Annotated in this window: 17 protein-coding genes and 2 pseudogenes; 12 read left to right on the top strand and 7 right to left on the bottom strand. The window is 31.3% G+C overall.

Going from position 1 to position 20,483, the window contains the following annotated elements:
* Nucleotides 1-435: 435 nt before the first annotated feature.
* From KA926_RS05745 to KA926_RS05735, 3 genes are read left to right on the top strand one after another with little or no spacing between them, the layout of a single operon-like run.
* Nucleotides 436-891: an MptD family putative ECF transporter S component gene (locus KA926_RS05745; RefSeq protein ID WP_245335832.1), complete on the top strand. Its 456-nt coding sequence runs from the start codon at nucleotides 436-438 to the stop codon at nucleotides 889-891.
* Nucleotide 892: 1 nt separating this feature from the next.
* Entirely contained in the window at nucleotides 893-1,612 is a 720-nt protein-coding gene (locus KA926_RS05740; protein ID WP_107384010.1) for an energy-coupling factor transporter transmembrane component T, read from the top strand.
* A gap of 9 nt (nucleotides 1,613-1,621) precedes the next feature.
* A complete protein-coding gene (locus KA926_RS05735) occupies nucleotides 1,622-3,082 on the top strand; it encodes an ABC transporter ATP-binding protein (RefSeq protein ID WP_107384011.1) in 1,461 nt (486 codons plus the stop codon).
* A gap of 19 nt (nucleotides 3,083-3,101) precedes the next feature.
* On the opposite strand, the pseudogene KA926_RS05730 reads toward KA926_RS05735, so the two are convergent.
* The 3 genes and pseudogenes from KA926_RS05730 to KA926_RS05720 form a co-directional block, all read right to left on the bottom strand.
* Nucleotides 3,102-3,500, bottom strand: a pseudogene (locus tag KA926_RS05730) (transposase); the annotation flags it as partial.
* 317 nt (nucleotides 3,501-3,817) lie between these two features.
* The gene (locus tag KA926_RS05725; RefSeq protein WP_181187348.1) at nucleotides 3,818-4,447 is read right to left on the bottom strand and encodes a hypothetical protein; all 630 of its coding nucleotides are present in this window, start codon (nucleotides 4,445-4,447) and stop codon (nucleotides 3,818-3,820) included.
* Between the two features lie 104 nt (nucleotides 4,448-4,551).
* Nucleotides 4,552-5,913 (bottom strand): helix-turn-helix domain-containing protein, encoded by a 1,362-nt coding sequence (locus KA926_RS05720; protein ID WP_210123557.1) that lies wholly within the window; start codon nucleotides 5,911-5,913, stop codon nucleotides 4,552-4,554.
* A gap of 345 nt (nucleotides 5,914-6,258) precedes the next feature.
* On the opposite strand from KA926_RS05720, the gene KA926_RS05715 reads away from it, so the two are divergent.
* The 4 genes from KA926_RS05715 (at nucleotide 6,259) to KA926_RS05700 (ending at nucleotide 11,371) form a co-directional block, all read left to right on the top strand.
* Complete coding sequence (locus KA926_RS05715) at nucleotides 6,259-7,284, top strand: LacI family DNA-binding transcriptional regulator (protein WP_107384232.1); 1,026 nt, start codon at nucleotides 6,259-6,261, stop codon at nucleotides 7,282-7,284.
* Nucleotides 7,285-7,484: 200 nt separating this feature from the next.
* A complete protein-coding gene (locus KA926_RS05710; protein ID WP_224395352.1) occupies nucleotides 7,485-8,780 on the top strand; it encodes an MFS transporter in 1,296 nt (431 codons plus the stop codon).
* Between the two features lie 16 nt (nucleotides 8,781-8,796).
* Complete coding sequence (gene xylB, locus KA926_RS05705) at nucleotides 8,797-10,281, top strand: xylulokinase (RefSeq protein ID WP_107384235.1); 1,485 nt, start codon at nucleotides 8,797-8,799, stop codon at nucleotides 10,279-10,281.
* A 19-nt stretch (nucleotides 10,282-10,300) separates the two neighbouring features.
* Nucleotides 10,301-11,371, top strand: coding sequence for an NAD(P)-dependent alcohol dehydrogenase (locus KA926_RS05700; protein ID WP_107384231.1), 1,071 nt, complete (start codon nucleotides 10,301-10,303; stop codon nucleotides 11,369-11,371).
* Between the two features lie 350 nt (nucleotides 11,372-11,721).
* Here the strand turns inward: KA926_RS05700 and KA926_RS05695 are convergent, their stop codons facing one another.
* Nucleotides 11,722-11,985, bottom strand: a complete 264-nt coding sequence (locus KA926_RS05695) for a hypothetical protein (protein WP_210143735.1) — start codon at nucleotides 11,983-11,985, stop codon at nucleotides 11,722-11,724.
* A 206-nt stretch (nucleotides 11,986-12,191) separates the two neighbouring features.
* Between KA926_RS05695 and KA926_RS05690 the strand changes: the two genes are divergently transcribed.
* Nucleotides 12,192-12,866, top strand: a complete 675-nt coding sequence (locus KA926_RS05690; protein WP_107384229.1) for a haloacid dehalogenase type II — start codon at nucleotides 12,192-12,194, stop codon at nucleotides 12,864-12,866.
* 237 nt (nucleotides 12,867-13,103) lie between these two features.
* On the opposite strand, the gene KA926_RS05685 is transcribed toward KA926_RS05690, so the two are convergent.
* On the bottom strand, nucleotides 13,104-14,273 hold the full coding sequence (locus KA926_RS05685; RefSeq protein WP_210143734.1) for an ArgE/DapE family deacylase: 1,170 nt from the start codon (nucleotides 14,271-14,273) through the stop codon (nucleotides 13,104-13,106).
* Nucleotides 14,274-14,433: 160 nt separating this feature from the next.
* Between KA926_RS05685 and srtA the strand changes: the two genes are divergently transcribed.
* Nucleotides 14,434-15,033 (top strand): class A sortase SrtA, encoded by a 600-nt coding sequence (srtA, locus tag KA926_RS05680; RefSeq protein ID WP_210143733.1) that lies wholly within the window; start codon nucleotides 14,434-14,436, stop codon nucleotides 15,031-15,033.
* Nucleotides 15,034-15,116: 83 nt separating this feature from the next.
* Here srtA and KA926_RS05675 read toward each other — a convergent pair whose 3' ends face one another.
* Nucleotides 15,117-15,785, bottom strand: a complete 669-nt coding sequence (locus KA926_RS05675) for an N-acetylmannosamine-6-phosphate 2-epimerase (protein ID WP_107384226.1) — start codon at nucleotides 15,783-15,785, stop codon at nucleotides 15,117-15,119.
* Nucleotides 15,786-15,950: 165 nt separating this feature from the next.
* On the opposite strand from KA926_RS05675, the gene KA926_RS05670 reads away from it, so the two are divergent.
* Nucleotides 15,951-16,748: a MurR/RpiR family transcriptional regulator gene (locus KA926_RS05670; protein WP_107384225.1), complete on the top strand. Its 798-nt coding sequence runs from the start codon at nucleotides 15,951-15,953 to the stop codon at nucleotides 16,746-16,748.
* 145 nt (nucleotides 16,749-16,893) lie between these two features.
* On the opposite strand, the gene KA926_RS05665 is transcribed toward KA926_RS05670, so the two are convergent.
* The gene (locus tag KA926_RS05665) at nucleotides 16,894-17,766 is read right to left on the bottom strand and encodes an ROK family protein (protein ID WP_210143732.1); all 873 of its coding nucleotides are present in this window, start codon (nucleotides 17,764-17,766) and stop codon (nucleotides 16,894-16,896) included.
* 226 nt (nucleotides 17,767-17,992) lie between these two features.
* Here KA926_RS05665 and KA926_RS05660 point away from each other — a divergent pair.
* Nucleotides 17,993-18,875, top strand: a pseudogene (locus KA926_RS05660) (N-acetylneuraminate lyase).
* Between the two features lie 25 nt (nucleotides 18,876-18,900).
* Nucleotides 18,901-20,445 (top strand): sodium:solute symporter family protein, encoded by a 1,545-nt coding sequence (locus KA926_RS05655; RefSeq protein ID WP_210143731.1) that lies wholly within the window; start codon nucleotides 18,901-18,903, stop codon nucleotides 20,443-20,445.
* The last annotated feature ends 38 nt before the right edge of the window (nucleotides 20,446-20,483 follow it).

Raw genomic sequence — 20,483 nt, 5'->3', positions numbered from 1 at the left:
AAGTGTAATATGACACATATAATCTTGAGGAATGGATTGTATGATGACAAAATGTATTATCTTTGCTTTTAGAAATGACGTATTGATTTTTGTGAAAAATAAGAATAAATGAATATCTAAATGTGAAATGGAAAGTTAGTTTTTGAGAAGTTTTTCGTTTATAATATAAATAATAGGAGCTATGCAATACGATGTAATTGATAATTATTTTCAATTATAGTATCTTGAGTCTACAATGATGTTATAGCTTAGTTATGTCTACTTGTAATATTAATATTTATCGTTATGTGTAAAGAGGGAGTTTTAGATGAATAATAGTAAGATAGAAGTTAAAGATTTAATAAATATAGGACTCTTTACGGCAATATATTTTATTTTTATAGCACCTCCTGGCATTTTAGTATTATACCTATATTCATGTTATTGCTTCCTGCAATGGTTGGTTTAGTAGGTGGCATACCTATTATATTACTGATATCAAAAGTTCGAAAATTTGGTGCATTGACGATATGCGGTACGATTGTAAGTCTTATTTTAGCTATAATGGGGCATCCATGGATTGCGTTGATATTTAGTATACCTGTTATATTAATTGCAGATGGCTTAATGGCCATGAAACACTATAAAAGCTGGAAATACAATTGTTTAGGGTATATTCTCTTTTCCTTTTGGCCTATTGGTACATTTATACCATTTTACTTTATGAGAAATTCATATTTATCTTTTATTCAAGACAAATACGGTATTGAATATCAGAATACTGTCGCCACTTTATTTTCTGTTGAAATGATACCAGTTATTATTATTACTACAATAATTGGTGCATGGATTGGCGTTTATATAGCAAAATTAATTTTAAAAAAACATTTCAAACGTACAGGTATGATTTAAAATGTATAGTCAAACTATCCCACAGACCTATTTATTAAATTTAGACCCAAGAATTAAAATTGCGTTAATCTTGATGATATCACTAGTTGCATTAACAGGTGGCGTTACAGGTGTTGAAGTGTATTTAAGAGCAATAATAATACTTGTTCCAGCATTACTATTATTATGTATTAAGAAATATACAATAGGGTTATTCATTTTGATTTTAACTGTGATAGCGTGGTATGGAGAAGCATTTGTAACGATTGGTGGTAACCAAGTTGCCACATTATTGATTTTTGTACCTTCGGGCATCATAACACGCTTTTTACCTTCACTTGCAATGGGCTATTATATTTTTAAAACTACACAAATTGAAGTGTTAATAACAGGATTAGAACGGATGAAATTATCAAGAAAAATCACGATCCCGATTGCCGTTATGTTTAGGTTTTTGCCAACAATTAGAGAAGAGTCAGCTGCTATAAAGGATGCTATGAAAATGAGAGGTATATCTTTGAAAATCGCCTTTATACATCCAATACAATATGTTGAATATCGTGTTGTCCCATTACTAAACAGTGTTGTGAAAATTGGTAACGAATTAACAATTGCTTCAATTACACGCGGTTTGAATTTAACGCATAGACGTACATCAATTATTTCCCTTAAAATTCGTTGGTTAGATTGGTTGTTATTAATATTATTACTGTTACTTTGTATCATTTATTATGTAATGTGAGGGTAGAATATGATTCAATTAAAAGATGTGTCTTTTAAATACGAAGAAAGCAAAAGCAAGATATTAAATAATATTAACCTTACTATTGAAGATGGTGAGGTTATTTGTTTAACTGGGACTTCAGGCTGTGGAAAAACTACCTTAACGAGGTTGCTTAATGGTATTATTCCTAACTTTTATAAGGGAGACATAGACGGCCAAATTTTAATAAATCATAAAGATGCACAACAGCAAGATGTTTATGAGTTAACACAACAAAGTGGCTCTGTTTTCCAAAACCCAAGGTCACAATTTTTTTGTTTGAATACGACAAGTGAACTTGCATTTGAACTTGAGAATTATGGTATATCACCCAGTCAGATTATGACACGAATCAAAGAAGCTGCTGAACAATTTAATTTTAAACACCTTTTAGATAGGGACATATTTAATTTGTCAGGTGGCGAAAAACAAATGCTGGCTTGTAGTGCTATTCAAGTATATGGTCATGAATTGATTATTTTAGACGAACCTTCGTCAAATTTAGATTTTAATACCATTTTTAAAATACAACAAATGATCAAAATTTGGAAAAATGAAGGTAAAACAATTATCATTGCCGAACACCGTTTACATTATTTAACTGAAGTAGCAGATCGCTTTATTATAATGAAAGATGGGAAAATAAGTGAAATTTATGAAAACGAACAATTTAATGCTTTATCAAATAAACAATTAGCAACTCTAGGATTAAGAAACATTCATTTAGAACAATTGAATGTAAAAGCTAAACGTAATAATAAATTGGGATACTTAAATTTGCAAAATTATTATTTTAAATATAAAAGAAGACAGAAATTAGCTTTAAATATAGATGATGTCAATATTAGTAAGGGCAAAGTGACAGCGATTATTGGTCATAATGGCTCAGGTAAATCAACATTTGCACGTTGTTTAACAGGTGTCGAGAAAAAATTTAAAGGCTTTATTGATACTGGAGAAAAGAGGATAAAGACACAACAAAGCCTAGTAGATACTTATTTGGTATTTCAAGATGTTAATAATCAATTGTTTGCTGAAAGTGTGGAAGAAGAACTGAGGTTGAGTAATCCAACTTTAGATGATGAGACAATAAAGCGATGTTTGCAAAACTACAATATATCTGAACATTTTGATAGACATCCTTTATCGCTATCTGGAGGAGAGAAGCAGCGTTTAGCTATTGCTAGCGCAGTAGAAACGAAACGAGATATTCTGATTTTTGATGAGCCTTCTAGCGGTCTAGATGGTCATCATATGCGTGAAATGAGTACAATCATTAATAAATTAGCAAATGAAGGGCATACTGTGTTAGTTATAACTCATGATTATGAAATGTTACTTTCATGTGCAGATGAAGTGCTTCATTTGGAAAAAGGTAAAGTTAAAAAACAATATGAGATTAATGAAGATACTGTTGGATATTTGCAATCATTTTTTAATATCGTTTAAAAAATAAAAAATTTAAATATTATAAATGAGTAAACGAGTTCGGGATATAAATGTATCTGACTAAACAGAAAACGATAATTTCTATTGAAATATGTAGAAATTTGTTGTTTTCTTTATTTTTCTTAAATTTAATGCCATTAGGACAAATCCTAATTCTCTTTTGCCTTTCTCTATCCCTCGAACTGGCATTCGAGTGAAACCCAAAATAGCCTTCATGAATCCAAAAACTGGTTCTACATCAATTTTTCTTTGACTGTAGATTTTTTTAGTCTCTGGTTCTGAAAGCTGTTGATTAATTTGAGATTTAAAATATTCCCAATTAAAATGCTTCATTATCTTCTTATTCGTTTTTGAATTATTTTTTCATACATAAATTTTTAAGTGGACATTTTAAACAATCATCACATTCGTATAATTTGAGTCATGTTATAATCTTTATACATAAGGCACCTCGTTAATTTGGTTTAGTAGTGTTTATTAAATTATACGAAAGGGCCTTATTTTTTGAATAAAAATGCAAATTGTACTGATTTTGTAACGTGCTGACGCCCGGGGGAATAGTATGAGTGAGAGACTACAGGCTCGAGCCATACCCCAGGCAAGCATGCACGGTCAAAATCGGAAGATTTTAAATATAAAGAGGACAAATCCATTGTTAAGGATTTGCCCACTTATTTTGAGAATGGGGATTTATGTCACAGTCTCTTTTACTTTGCTTTCGAATCATTTTGTTCATCAAGAGTGAATCGGAAACATGATATATTTTATTTCTGATTCTGAAACTTTAATCGTCAATAAATTATGATAACTATGCATCGTTAACTTAGAAAGAGGAATATTTGCATTGTTGATTTGTTCGAGAATTTTGGAATCAATATAACTTAAGTCAAGATTATTTGGGATTAACTGTGATATGAGACCGTGATTTTCATTAAGTACTCGAGTGTAAACTGGAAAATCGGTGATGTAATTATGAACGATATTTGCAACCAGGTCAGATTTTTGTGTTGAATAATTTAAAGTATTAAATAATAGTATGTGAAAGTGGTGCTTAGATTTTCCAATTAAACCGTAAGGCAATTTAGCGATATGCAAATTAAAAAAAGGTTTTAATAAACTGAAAACGTGAACAATTGGCATCGTACTACAATTATGGTTAACCAACATAAATTGGTCATCATCTTCAGAAAAATATGGAAATGCAAAGCCACCAATTAATGTTTGGAATTCAGTTAATAAATGCATAAGTAAAATATGTGGTGATACGGACATTGCTTTATAGTAATGTTTTAAATTAGAGTGCGTGACATTATTAAAAATTATCTTTTTAGCAATAGATGGATGTAATTGGTTTAAAAATAGCATGATGAGCTGACGGGTATCAAAAGTATTATCAGAGTTGAACCAATTTTTTGATAGTATGCTTTTTAGTAAGTAGCAATCAGTATCAATAAAATAATAATCTGCATTCAATGTACCAATATTTTTTGGAACCTTGCAAAATTCCCACTATTTTCTAGGATGTATCTAACATTTACCGCACATTTCAAAGTGGGAAATTGTTGTTTAAAGTTTTCAATTAATCTTTGATCATTTTTAAACGTTTTATGATTTGTCTCAACAAGCAAACTAACATTTGAAATATTATCATTAAGTAGTGTTAATAAATTTAATATTTTGATGATTTGATAATCAATTGTTTGCGAAAAAGGCGGGTTGTCAACTTTTAAAGTTATTTCAAAACCTTTGATAAGCAATTGCTTGATCGCTTCAAAGACGTTGTGATAATCTAATTTGTTTAAATCATCGAAATTAGTGTGAAGTAAAATTAAATTTGGCTTTGAAATTAGCGATAGTATTTTAATTGAAAAATTTGAGCGATTAAATGAAATTAACTTATGTAAATCTTCAAATGTGATAAAAGTACGTGTCACATTAAATTTGTGAGTATACTTCAGTTTATCCAAAACGATTTGATTAGACGAAATATGTTGATTATGAGAAAAGTTATACATTTTGTTGATAATCTTAGTTAAGTTAGATGTGCTTAAAGAAACTTGGTACGGTGAATTCAAATCATTTTTCCTGAATTGATGAATATAGTATTTTGGTGGCATTTTTACATAAAATTTGAAGTTTTTAGAATATGTACTAACGTTAGTGTAACTATATTTTAATGCGACATCGTAAATACTTTGTTCCTTTTCTAATAAATCAAATAGGGATAATGCAATTTTAAGAGAACTTGTATATTGTTTGAAATTCATATTTAATATTTTGGAAAATAAAATAGATATATACGATTGTGATATATAAAAAGCTTTAGACACTTGCTTTGTAGTTAAAGGTTCATTGATATGTTTATGTATGTATTGAGTCAGACGTTGAACTAAAGGATGCTTGGTATACAAAGTTGGTAGATATTGATCATCTAAATGGACTTTTGCTTCTTTAAGTAAAAATTCAATAATATTTGATATATAAAGATGCATGTATTTTCGATTTTGAATGTGATTATGTAATTTTTGCAAAATTAAGTTACGAAATTGCTCTATATATTTAACTTGTTTGATATCAAAAAAGGCGTTAACGATGGATTTATCCTTTTCTATAAATAAAGGGAGTGGTATTTTAAGTTCTATTAGATTTTCAATATCAATATATTGATATAAATCTGCATTATTAATTATACAAGCATGGGCAATGGTTATCATCGATCCATTTAAATTTATTTTACACGACTTATTTATAGGAATTAAGATAATGATTTCATTTATGCATCTCGCTAATTCAGTCATATAATGATTTTTTATTGATAGAGAACTTATCACAAAGATCACCTTTACTTTATTATGTGACACTCACAATTAAATTATTAACGTTATTGTACAACTGACGCATACAAAATAGTTAGGTTACAAATAAAGTTTATTAAAATGATAGTAAGAATTAATAATTCGTATTTTGAATATAAGGGTAAATTGCAAAATCTTTATTTTGGAAAATAAAACACCCTTTGAAGTAATAAAATGATTAGTGTCCATTCAAATTACGCGATAATGAAAAATTTCCAAAATTTATGATAGCGTTTGCATTTATTATTATAAATATATATAATGAATTTAGCTGACAAGAATATGTCGAAACAAATAACTTAAACGTTTAAGGTGGGGGATATGGTAAAAAACAAACCTACACTACATGATGTAGCAAAAGTTGCTGATGTATCTATTGCGACCGTTTCCAATGTTTTAAATAACAAAAGTACTGAATTAGGAAAAAAGACGAGGCAAAGAGTATTAGATGCAATTGATAAACTGCACTATGAACCAAACCAATTTGCAAGAAGTTTAAAAACTGGACAATCTAATTTAATTGTTTTCATTGTACCTGATCAAAATCCCTTTTTCACAGAAATACTGACAGAATTAAATAACGAATGTCAAAAACATCAATTACATGTAGCTGTTGTGTCGTCAGAGGAAAATGAACTAAAGCAACAAGCCTTAATAGAAACGTTTATCGCACAAAATGTAAGCGCTATTATATTAGTGCCTGTAAAATCTAAATTGAAGTTAAAGAAAGAGTGGAAGCAAACACCTATCTTGACAATAGATAGAAAAATAGATGGCGCAGATTTACCTTCTATAAGCGTAGATAACAAAAAAGCAGCGTTTAATGCAACTCAAAGAATTATTGATAGTACCTGTAAAAATATAGGGTTATTGTTAGCAAATCCTGATATTAGCACAACCTCAGAGAGAAAATTGGGTTATGAACAAGCGTTGAAGAAAAATAATATAAAGTTAGATGAACAAATTATTTATTATAGTAATCAGCAACTGGGCACGGATGCGCAAATTGATAGCGGCTATCATGCGACGAAATCATTAATTAATAAACATGTTCAAGCCATTGTGGCAACTAATCATTTATTGTTATTAGGTGCGTTACAAGCAATAAAAGAGAGTGGCAAAAAAATCTCTAAAGATGTAATTATAATTGGTTTTGATGATAGTTATTGGAATGAAATTTATACTCCGAAATTATCAGTCATTTCACAACCTACAAAAGAGATAGGTCGTGTCGCTGGAGAAATGATCAATCATCTAATTCAAGGGGAAAATGTTTCTTCGGTAAAACTAGATACGAAATTAATTATCCGTGAATCATGTTCATTTGCTGAGGATAAGACATTATGATTAAAACTTGAAAACATATTCTTAATCTAATAGCTGTTGATGCTTGTTATGGTTATATACAGTTGAAAAGCTATAGTTATATAGATTATTTAAGCAAGACGGGTTTTTAAAATCATTTGATTTTAATCCCGTTAACTTAATCACTAAAACTTAAACGTTTAAGTTTATTTTAATCATTTTTTAAATAAGGGGGAAATATTTTGGATAACGTTACAATTTCTAAAGATAGTCCAAAAACATGGATGGGTATTCCGAAAATTATTTTTATTGCACTTATAGCTATATTTATTTTTATGACAGGAGATGGTATTGAACAGGCATTTTTATCAAAAAATATTGTTGATATCGGCTTTTCTAGTGGTCAGGCTTCTTTAGTTTTTACAGTTTATGGTGTGATGGTAGTTGTGGGGTCATGGCTAGCGGCTGTTTTATCTGATGTTTACGGTCCTAGGAAAATAATGGCTTTAGGAACGGTGATATGGCTGATTTTCCATGTGCTTTTTTTACTGTTTGGAATAGGAATGGAAAATTTACCCATGATGTTAGTGTTATACGGTATTAGAGGATTGGGTTATCCTTTGTTTTTATATGGTTTCTTAGTATGGGTGACCTATATTACTGATAAAGCAAGACTAGCCACAGCAATAGGTTGGTTTTGGGCAATGTTCTCAGTAGGTATGGGAGTAATTGGTACTTATTTGCCTAGTTTCACTATTCCATTTATAGGTTTTAATGGAACATTATGGATGTCTTTAATATGGATTTTTATCGGCGGTTTAATCGCATTTATAGTTGTAGGAAAACGCGATGTAAAACCGAATATAACGCTTTCAGTTAAACAAAGATATACTAAAGTATTAAAAGATATCGGCGTCGTGTATAAAAATCCAGACATTATTAAAGTTTTTATCGTACGTATCATCAATCAATTATCATTATTTGGGTTAGTTATTATCTTCCCAGTATTATTTACGGAAACTATTGGTTTTTCAATGCAACAATGGTTATGGACATGGGGGACAATGCATGTGACATGTATCGTTGGAGATGTAGTTTGGGGTATTATCGCTGATAAAATTGGTTGGAAACGCCAAGTAATGTTATTCGGTTGTATTGGTTGTGGCATCACGACATTATTATTCTATTACTTACCAATTCTAAGTGGTGATGTGTTTGCAATCGCAATTTTATGTGCAGTATTATTTGGTATCACTCAATCAGCATTTGTTCCTATTTTTGCGATTTTTACAGCCTTAGAGCCCGATCATATTGGTGCTACACTTTCTTCACATAATCTTGCGGCAGGATTGAGTAATTTTATTGCACCATTAATTGCTACGCTTATTTTACCATTATTTAATGAAGTGGGCGTTGTATGGGCTTTTGCAATTTGTTATTTCGTAGGTGCAGCAATCACTTATTATATTAAAGTTCACCAACCTGGCTTTGGAGACGATAAAGTTAGAACATTAAACACACAAGTTGAAAATTATTAAGAAAGGGAGAGGTAAAGTGGAAAATGTTGTACTTGGTGTAGATTTAGGTACGAGTTCAGTGAAAATTATCGCTGTGAATAAATGTGGTCATGTTATTGAACAGTCAAGTATTCCTTTGAAATTGAGTCAACCATATGCTGGTTATAATGAACAGGATCCTGAATCGTGGGTTGATACAGTAAAAGAAGGTATAAAAAAATTGATAAATAAAGATGCAATGGCAAATATACGTATTAGCGGTCTTTCATTTTCTGGACAAATGCACGGTTTAGTACCATTGGATAAATCATACAAACCTATTAGAAATGCAATATTATGGAATGACACTAGAACTACTAAACAATGCGAAGAACTAGAAAATAAATTTGGAAAAACGCTTTTAAATAATCCTATACTCGAAGGTTTTACATTACCTAAACTTTTATGGATGAAACAGAATGAGCCGGATTATTGGCAACAATTATCTGTGTTTTTGCTGCCTAAAGATTATGTACGCTATCGATTAACAGGTCATATTGCTATGGAATATAGTGATGCAGCAGGTACGCTTCTCTTCAATCCTAAAACAAATAACTGGGAAAAAGAAATAGGTGATAAGTTGAGCTTTGGTGATATATATCCACCGTTAGTACAGTCGCATAGCTACGTCGGTAACGTTACAGAAATTGTAAAAAATGAACTTAACATTACCGAAGATATTGCTGTTTTTGCAGGTGGCGCAGATAACGCATGTGGTGCACTAGGTTCTGGTGTTATAAAAGAAGGTCAAACGTTATGTAGTATAGGAACTTCAGGTGTGATTTTATCGTGTACTTCAAACAATGAAGTAGATTATGGCCACAATATTCATTTCTTTAAACATGCCATGCCTAATATGTCATATGCAATGGGCGTTACGTTAAGTGCAGGTCATAGTTTAAATTGGTTAAAAGAAATGCTTTTTAAAGCATATTCTTTTGATGAAATCTTGAATTTTGCTGAGAAATCTACAATTGGAGCAAATGGGTTATTGTTTTCACCATATATTCAAGGAGAGCGGACACCACATGGTGATGCATATATTAGAGGAAGTTTTATTGGCATAAATAGTAATACAGAAGAAGCGGATTTTGCACGAGCTACAGTCGAAGGTATTACTTATTCACTGTATGAATCTATTGTATATATGAGAGAAAACGGTAGGCAAATTGATGAAATTATTTCAATTGGTGGAGGTGCAAAAAACAGATTTTGGTTACAAATGCAAGCCGATATTTTCAATACTCAAGTCACTGCATTGAAATATGAAGAAGGACCAGGTGTAGGTGCAGCGATGCTCGCTGCATATGGTTTAGGCTGGTTCAATACAATGGAAGCTTGTGCTGAAACATTTATAGCATTAGGAGAGACATATAAACCTAATAAAGAAAATCATAAAAAATATAAGCAGTATTTTGAAGTTTATAAGAATATATACGCACAGACAAAAACGATGACAGAGAGCTTATTAAAGATTAATTAACTTTTAGGAGGAATTTAAAATGAGTAATAATATTCCAGAAACAATGAATATTTCAATATTAAATAAACCATTTGAGATGGAACTTAAAGAAGTAGATGTACCTAAGTTAGGACCGACAGATGTTTTAGTAAAAGTGAAGGCAGTAGGTGTTTGTGGTTCAGATGTTCATTATTATGAACACGGTCGTGTAGGAGAATTTGTAGTTGAAAAACCACTAATTTTAGGACATGAATGTTCGGGAATTGTTGCTGATATTGGTCCAGAAGTAACAAATTTTAAACCTGGAGATAGAGTTGCTATTGAACCTGGTGTTCCATGTGGAGAGTGTGAATACTGTAAATCTGGTAAATATAACTTATGTCCAGACGTTAAGTTTTTAGCCACACCTCCTATTGACGGCGCTTTTAGTCAATATATAAGTCATCCTGAAGGGTTTCTATTTCATATTCCTGATGCGTTATCATATGAAGAAGCAACATTAAATGAACCATTCTCAGTCGGTGTACAAGCATGTAAACGTGCGAACGTTCAACCAGGTTCTACAGTAGTAATTATGGGCATGGGCCCAGTGGGGTTGATGGCTGTCGTAGCAGCAAAAGCTTTTGGAGCTACAAAAATTATCGTGTCAGATCTTGAACGAATAAGATTGGATGAAGCATTAGAACTCGGTGCAACACATGCTATAAATATTAAAGAAGAGGATGTTATAACTCGTATCAATGAAATAACAAATCATAGAGGTGTAGATTATGCTTTTGAAACTGCAGGCAATCCTACTGCACTACAAAATGCATTAGCGGCCTTGAACAATGGAGGAACTTTAGCAATAGTTGGCTTGCCTCAACAAGAAAACATTGAATTAAATATACCGTTTATTGCTAATCATGAAATCAATGTTGTAGGTATTTTTAGATATGCTAATACTTATCCAATGGGCATTGAAATGTTATCTTCAACTGCAGCAAATTTAAATACAATGTTTACCGATTCATATGATTTAGAAAATGCACAAGAGGCTATGGAAAGAGCGAGAACAAACAAAAGTGGTTCATTAAAAGTTATGGTTTATCCTAATGGAAAATTAAAGTAAGCGCATTATAAGAAGATCTAAAATCACTGCCTGAAAGTGATTTTAGATCTCTTTTCAAATGAGCAATTTTTGCACATTTGTTGAGAATGCAGTGCGATATCATTTGTGTTAATGGGTGCATAAAGTTTAATTCTGGGAATGGAATATAACTATGATGATAGATGGCAATAAAAGCCTAGAGATATAGCATGAAACATTCTCTTAGAATATTATATAACTTAAAATGTATTGTTACAATATAAAATTCATAAAAATTAAAATAGTTAGATGATACGCGTTATAAATAAAAAATAGTTACTTTACTGTAATAATATAAAATTGAGCTTTGAATGATTGAATAACAATGATATTTACTTTTCTTTTTGATAAAGTTCAAATGCTTTGTACAGAAATAATAGGAAAAAGATGATTAAAAACAAAGTGAATAAACCATTGAAAATAGGATTGCTAAAAAATTGAAAAATGGTAATAGCGCTCAATGATTCTAAAAATACTGAACCGGTTGTTTGTATTTGTAAGAAGTCAAATGAAAATAAAATTAAAGTAATCATCAACATATAACCTGTGGCGATAAAAAAGAGGTTTAATAAATCTAATAGAAACATTCTTCTCATAACAACCAGCCTCCCTTCTTACTGTTCTATAACCGTTTTGTAGTATAATAAAGCTATAATTAAAAAATTTACAAAAAATTAATAAATGATAGAATGCATCACCTTTCAATGACCTTTATCATTTTACAAAAATGATAAGAAACTGTTTGACTTTGTTGAAACGTGATAAAGAATAGTAAATGTGTGTTTTGAATAGGAGGTTTAAAATGTATAAAGCAATTATTTTTGATGTTTATGGAACACTTTTTGACATGTCCTCTTTAAAAAAAGGTATGACCCAATTTGATGATGAACAAGCAACATCTATTTCTAAACTGTGGAGAAAAACGCAATTAAATCACATGTTTTTAAAACAAATTATGCAACGATATATCCCATTTGATGAATTAACAAAAGAAGCTTTACGTTACACAATGGATGAGCACAAAATAAAATATGATCGAGAAGATATAAATCGTTTGTTTGATGCTTTTTTAAATTTAGAATATTTTCACGAAGTACCTAAAGTACTTGCCCAGCTGAACAGCATGAATATCAATGTAGGCATACTATCCAATGGAAACGATAATATGCTTAGACCATTGATTGATAACTCTGAATTAAGTGAAGATATCAATACGGTTATGAGTGTTAATGAAATTAAGCAATATAAACCAAGCCCTGCAAGTTATGCATTGATTTTGAAATATAATCATTTGAAAAGAGAAGAAATATTGTTTGTTTCTTCTAATTCTTGGGATGTAACTGGAGCAACAAATTTTGGCTTTGATACGGTTTGGGTGAATAGACAAAAAGAACATTTTGATTATAATGGACAGAATCCTACAATAACAGTTAATAATTTAAATGAATTAATTAATTGGTTAGAGATGAAAAAATAAATATTCATGTTCATCCATAATGATTACAAGAAACCAAAAGTCTTAGTGACTTGGATGAAAAGATGGCGTACACGCTCGGATTATCATACATCATATTTCAAGCAAGCATGCTACGGTCAAATTTGTCTAAAAGGACGAATCCACTTCATATGGATTCGTCCTTTATTTGAGTATGAGGTTTATATTTTAGCCTTTACTTATTGAGCTCATGGTAGTTACATTATGTGTTTTGTTATTTTATTTAGAAGTATTTAAATATTGTGGTAATAATTGGCTATATAAATCTATAAAAGCTAGATAAGTATCTTTATAAACATATTCATCAACTTGATGTGCTTGGCCAGTTTCGCCTGGACCATACATTACAAATGAGAAACGTTCATCTTTATCCTTCATTAAATATGATGCGTCTGTAGTTGCAGTAGAAGAAGTTACTTCTAGGTTTCTATCAAAATAAGAATCACCTAAAGATTTAGCCAATTTTAAGAATTCATTATCCCCTTTAGTATATACAGGGTCACGATTTACATAAGGATTAACAGTAATATCAGCGTCACTTTCTTGTTTAACTTGATCTTTTATACTGTTAAATAGTGCTTCAAATTTATTATTATCGTAATCTGGTATAGTACGCATATTAAACAATGATTCAGCATAAGCTGGTATTGAGTTGACTTGATCACCACCGGAGATAATTGTTGAATTCATTGTTGGGGTACCGAGTAATTCACTTTTAACATCTACTTTGTTATAAGCTTTGTTTAAATAATGAATAAAATCAACCAAAGGATTAATTGCATTATAACCTAATTCAGGCATTGAGCTGTGTGAAGATTTACCTTTGGATATAACTTGAATATCCATTGTACCTTTATGTGTATAAACAATGCCATCTTGTGAAGGTTCTGCAATTAATAAAGCTTCGACGTCATCCATATAACCTTTTTCATGTAATAAAGCAGCGCCATCACTCGTTACTTCTTCTCCAGCAGTCGCCATAAATCTGATTGTACCTTGATTTAATGTACCAGCTTCTTTAATTTCTATTAAACTAATTGCTAAAGCAGCTAATCCAGATTTCATATCTGCAGCGCCACGTCCATGTAATCTACCTTGATCATCTTCTGTGAGCTTAAATGGATCATAATTCCATAAATTTTCATCACCCGTAGTGACAACATCCATATGTCCTGAAACACCAACAACAGGTTTGCCATCACCAATTTCTGCCACTAAGTTAGCTCTCATAGTTTCACCTTCAAGTTTTTCAATGTTGGTTTGAATTCCGTATTTATTAAATAAATCCTGTAAATAATGTGCGACATCAAGTTCATTTTCATTCACAGATTGAATTTCAATAATGTCAGATAATATTTTTACACGTTCATCATCTGAAAATACTGACATACAAACACATCCTTTATATATATTGAATACTTTAGTATCTACCACATTATGAAATTTTTAAAACTATAAAAGGTTTTATGGAGAAATTAACGTTGTTAGATAATGAGTTGTGCTATACTTACAATGAATATTTTGATTTAGAAAAAGGAGTATTCGTTACATGAAAAAATGGGGAAGTAGGCTTGTCACACTAATTGGTGTAGCACTCATCATAATAGCGATTTATTTATTTATAAAACCAAAAATTGATAATTACTTTGCACAAAAAGACAATGAAAATAAAATAGAACATTATGACAAACAATCTAAAACCTCTGAAAATGAGAAAGTAGAAATGCCTAAAGATAAGACAAAAATGGCAGGATATTTATCAATCCCTGATGCAGATATTAAAACACCTGTTTATCCAGGACCTGCCACGCCCAAACAATTAGATAGAGGCGTAAGTTTTGTGGAATCAAACGAAACATTAGAGGATCAAAATATCGCAATTGCAGGTCATACATTAACGGGTCATTCGGATTATCAGTTTTCTAAGTTACCTGAAACAAAAAAAGGAAGTAAAGTTTATTTTAAAGTTGGAGATGAACGAAGAACGTATAAGATTACTAAAATTTATGATGTGAAACCAGATGAAGTCGAAGTGCTAGATGAACAAGCATCGAATAAGAAGCAGTTAACATTAATTACATGTGATAATTACAATGAGCAAACAGGTGAGTGGGAAGATAGAAAAATATTTGTTGCCGAGGAACTATAGCATACTAAATAAAAAATTATATAAAAACCCATATTCATTAACCATGTAGGAACCATGTATTTGAATACGGGTTTTTTAAATTATTAATTTTCAATTGCTTGAATAAATCTTTTAGTGATTTCTTTAGGGCGTGTAATCGCACCGCCGACGACTGTACAGTGAACATTTAATTCTGTAACTTGTTTAAACATTTCAGGTGTGATGACATTTCCTTCAGCTATGACTTTCGCATGAACATGTGATAGCACATCTTTTAAAAATTGGAAATTATCTTCATACAAAATATGTCCTTTTGTATAACCAGTATAGCCACGAAGGGTAGTTCCTATGTAATCAAAACCTAATTTATCAGCATATTGTGCTTCTTCAAGTGTAGAAATATCAGCCATGATTTCTATATTTGGTGCATGCTGACGTATATATGAAACAAGTTCTTTAAGTGATTCTTTAGGACGTGCTTGCTTTGTGGCATCAAGAGCAATGACTTCACATTTACTTTCTAGTAATTCATCGACTTCTTTACGTGTTGCAGTGATAAAAACATCAGAATTTGCATAATCTCTTTTTACAATACCGATGACAGGTAAATTCACTTCTTGTTTTATAGCAATAATATCTTCTTTAGAATTTGCTCTAATGCCTACAGCCCCACCTTCGTATGCAGCTAAAGCCATTTTTGACATGATAAAAGATGAATGTAATGGCTCATTTTCCAAGGCTTGACATGAGACAATTAATCCTTGTGGTAACATAATTATACACTCCGTAACTTTAGTAGATTTAATAAAATACTTTATTATCTAATAGATTTATATTTTTAATATAACACCAAGAAAATAATAATCAATATATTTCATTGTTATGAAAAACATTTTCATTTATAATATAGCTAATATTGGGATGGGAGGATGCACAAAATGAAATTCGAAAATCGCGTTCAACGTTATCATCATTTATTTACCAAAACAGATAAACAAATCGTAGCATATATTCAAAACAATGACTTTGACGACACATTTTCAACAATTAATTCATTAGCATATGCGATTGGTACTTCACCTGCAACAATCACAAGGTTTAGTAATAAATTAAATTACGAGAACTTTCAAGATTTGAAGTTTAATTTACAGCAAGAAATGTCAGAAAGAGTAATAGAAAATAGTCCATTAATTCAACGTATTCATAAATATCATCAAAATATTATTCAACAAACAGGAGAATTTATTTCTGATGAAAAAATTCAAAGTTTTGTAAACCAAATTATTCGTAGTCGGCAAATTATTTATGCAGGACTTGGTAGTTCTGGATTATCAGCTACTGAATTTTACTATCGTATGATGAGAATGGGGTTGAAAGGGAATGTGTCTACAGATGCACATCAAATGAAAATATTTGCTTCTTTATTATCAACTTCCGATACATTTGTTGCAATTTCAAATAGTGGCGAAACTACAGAGCTTATCGCTGCAGCTAAAGTTGCACATGAACGTGGTGCATATGTCGTAGTGATAACAAATTATGAAGGAAGTCCAATTACAGCGTGTGCGGATTTAGTGCTTATTACTACTGATCAATCTAGGAATAAAGACACCCAATTTATCAATACTCAAATAGCTACATTATTTTTAATAGATATCGTCAGTTACTTATTATTGGACGATACGTATATGCATAATGTATATCAACATACTAAAAAAGTAGTATTAAATGAATAGAATCATTGTGAAAATAAATATTTTTGATTAAAACATAAACGCCAAATTCTATTGGGATAATTTAGAATTTGGCGTTTTTTATAGTTTTGCCTTTTAAAACGGAGTAACTTTCATTATTATGACAACAAAATGATGACAAAAACTTTTAAAATCTAGAGACTGCTCCGTATAGTGCAGCGTGATTCTGTGTACTTGTTGTTTGTATTTGAGCATGACCGTATTGTTCAGGTAAATAACATTCGACTTTTGGTATGATGTATTTTAATAAATTTTGACCTTGTGACGAAACACCGCCACCGATCAGTATTAACCCAGGATCATAAATGATTTGTATTTGAGCGATGCCTTCTGCGATGGAATCACTCCATTGATTGAGTATGGCTAGTGCAAGCGTATCTTGTTGATCTGCTAGTTCAAATAATTTTGGCACATTGTCTTGATGAATAAACCCTTTTTCTAACATGAGTGCTTTTAAGGCAGTTGTTGAGGCACGTTGTTCAAAGGTTTTGTTTGTTTTTCTATCATAAAGCAAATAACCAATTTCATTAGCGCAATTTCTTTCGCCATTGTATAGTTGCGCGTATTTGTTATAAAAAGCGCCACCAATTCCTGTTCCCAGAGTTAAGCAAAAAATATTTTGTGAGCTGTAATCATGGAAAGCCAGTTCTCCTAATAATGCTGCATTGACATCATTAAATACATTCACCTGAGCATTTAACGGTTCAAGCAAAGATTTGAAGTCAGTTCCCTTATAATTGGGAATTGTTGGCCCAGCGTATTCAACTATACCGCGCTGTTCATCTATAACGCCTGCGCTAGAAATACCAACATAAAGTGGGTCGATTTGATAAGATTTCTGCAACATCATTACAAGCTCATAAACTTTATCCCTAATAAACGTATCGATGTTATTTGGGGTAGGTGTTTTGATGTACTCTATAAAATTTAATGATTGATCTACCACAGCAGCCTTAATTTCTGTTCCCCCAATATCAATAGCAATCTTATATTGATGCATATTTGCACCCTCCTTAATTTCTACAAGAAAATCAATATTGAAAAAATTTTTCACGTATATCATTATAAAATGATGCATTTTTTTCAAAAAGCTATTGCCACACTCTATGATAGCGTTTACAATTCGAACTGTAAATAGAATAAATAAAAGATATTTTTTAAAGCATTATATGTTTATATAAATGATTAAAAATAATAACTTAAATATATAGATGGAGGGTTATAAAATGGAAGAGAATTTAAAAGGTTTATATGCAGCATTATTAGTACCATTTGATGAGGATGGTCAGGTTAAAGAGGAAGGATTGGCGCAAATTGCACAAAATGCCATTGAAACTGAAGGATTAGATGGACTTTATGTTAATGGCAGCTCAGGCGAAAACTTCTTAATTAAATAAAGAGCAAAAGAAACAAGTTTTTAAAGTTGCTAAAGAGGCAGTGAATGAGAATGTAAAATTGATCGCTCAAGTTGGATCATTAGATTTAAATGAAGCAATAGAGCTAGGTAAATATGCAACTGAATTAGGGTATGATGCAATTTCTGCAGTTACACCATTCTATTATCCATTTTCATTTGAAGAAATCAAAGATTACTATTTTGAATTAATTGAAGCGACACAAAATAATTTGATTATTTATGCAATTCCAGATTTAACTGGCGTTAACATTTCTATAGAACAATTTGGTGAATTATTTAATCATGAAAAAGTGGTCGGTGTGAAATATACTGCTCCTAACTTTTTCTTATTAGAACGTATTCGCAAAGCGTATCCAGATAAATTAATACTTTCTGGTTTTGATGAAATGTTAGTACAAGCGGCTATTTCTGGTGTAGATGGCTCAATTGGCTCTACATATAATGTCAATGGTAGACGCGCAAGACAAATTTTTGAAAAAGCTAAAAGTGGTCAAATTGATGAAGCTTATCAAATTCAGCATGATACTAACGACATTATTGAAAATGTGCTGTCTATGGGCATTTATTCTACATTGAAAGAAATTTTAGCGACACGTGGTATTGATGGTGGATTACCAAAACGTCCGTTCAAACCGTTCAATGAAAACAACAGAGCTAAATTAGAATCATTAATTAACAAATACGATTTATAGGTTACCGTATAAGGGGATGAATTAAATGGAACAAGTTGGTTTTGGTATATGGAACTGGGTGGCAGTAGTTATTTACCTTTTAGTTATGCTTTTAGTCGGTGCATATTTTACCAAACGCGCAAGCCAAAGTACAGATAGCTTCTTTACGGCTAGTGGTCGTTTGCCTTCATGGGCAGTAGGGTTCTCTATTTATGCCACAATTTTAAGTGCGATAACTTTTATGTCTACGCCAGAAAAGGCTTTTTTGACAGACTGGTCATATATTGCAGGTAATATTGCGATTGTAGCAATTATTCCTTTACTTATATACTTTTATGTACCTTTTTTTAAAAAATTAAAGGTGACGTCTGCTTATGAATATTTAGAGGCGCGTTTTGGACCTAGTATTCGTGTTATCGGTTCATTGTTATTTGTGTTATTCCATATTGGGAGAGTAGCCATTGTTATCTATTTACCTACATTAGCGATAACTTCTGTATCAGATATGAATCCATATGTAGTGGCAAGTTTGGTTGGTATTTTGTGTATTCTTTATACATTCCTTGGCGGTTTTGAAGGTGTTGTATGGAGTGATTTCATTCAAGGCGTCATTCTATTAGGTGGCGCAGCAGCAATCATTATTTTAGGTGTAGTCCACATTCAAGGGGGAATGGGGACTGTTGTAAGTGATGCATTAGAACATAAAAAAATCATTAGTGCTGATAACTGGAAATTTAATACTGCAGCCGCAGCAATTCCTATCATCTTTTTAGGGAACATTTTTAACAACTTGCATCAATATACAGCAAGTCAAGATGTGGTACAACGTTATCAAGCATCAGATTCTATATCAGAAACAAAAAAATCTTTATGGACGAATGGGGCCTTAGCTTTAATATCGGCGCCGTTATTCTACGGTATGGGAACAATGATGTACTCATTTTATAGTCATGAAAGTGCATTGCCTAAAGGGTTTAATACTTCTTCTGTAGTACCATACTTTATACTTACTGAAATGCCACCATTTGTTGCTGGACTATTAATAGCAGCCATATTTGCAGCGGCACAATCAACCATTTCTTCAAGTTTGAATTCAATTTCGGCTTGTATTTCTGTTGATATTAAGCACAGATTCTTTGGCAAGAAAGATGAAAAAAGTGAAGTTGGATTTGCTAGATGGATAATTATCCTTTCGGGATTATTTGGATTCGGTATGTCTATTTATCTAATTGCAGCAGATTCTAACGACCTTTGGGATTTATTCTTGTTAATTACTGGTTTAGTAGGAGTACCATTGGCTGGTGTATTTGCGGTTGGTATATTCACACGTCGTACCAATACGTTCGGTGTACTGATGGGATTAATATTTGGAATTATTTTTGCTTATATCTTTAACGGAATGGGTGGCGGCAATTCACCATTCTATGTATCTATTATTTCGTTTATAGTAGCATTTATTTTCTCTTATATCATAAGTATTATCGTGCCAGGTAAACCAAAAGATATTACAGGTTTAACAATCTATGATATTAAAGAAAAATCTAATTATGTTTCTATTGTTCGTATGAAAGAAGACAATCAAGAAGGCTAAAGCTTTATAAAGTTAGGTAAAATGAATCGTACATTGAA

It is taken from the genome of Staphylococcus sp. GDY8P94P, from assembly GCF_017892255.1.
Classification (GTDB): Bacteria; Bacillota; Bacilli; order Staphylococcales; family Staphylococcaceae; genus Staphylococcus; species Staphylococcus cohnii.
The sequence above is the reverse complement of the archived record's forward strand: the minus strand, read 5'-3'. Positions and strand labels throughout refer to the sequence as shown.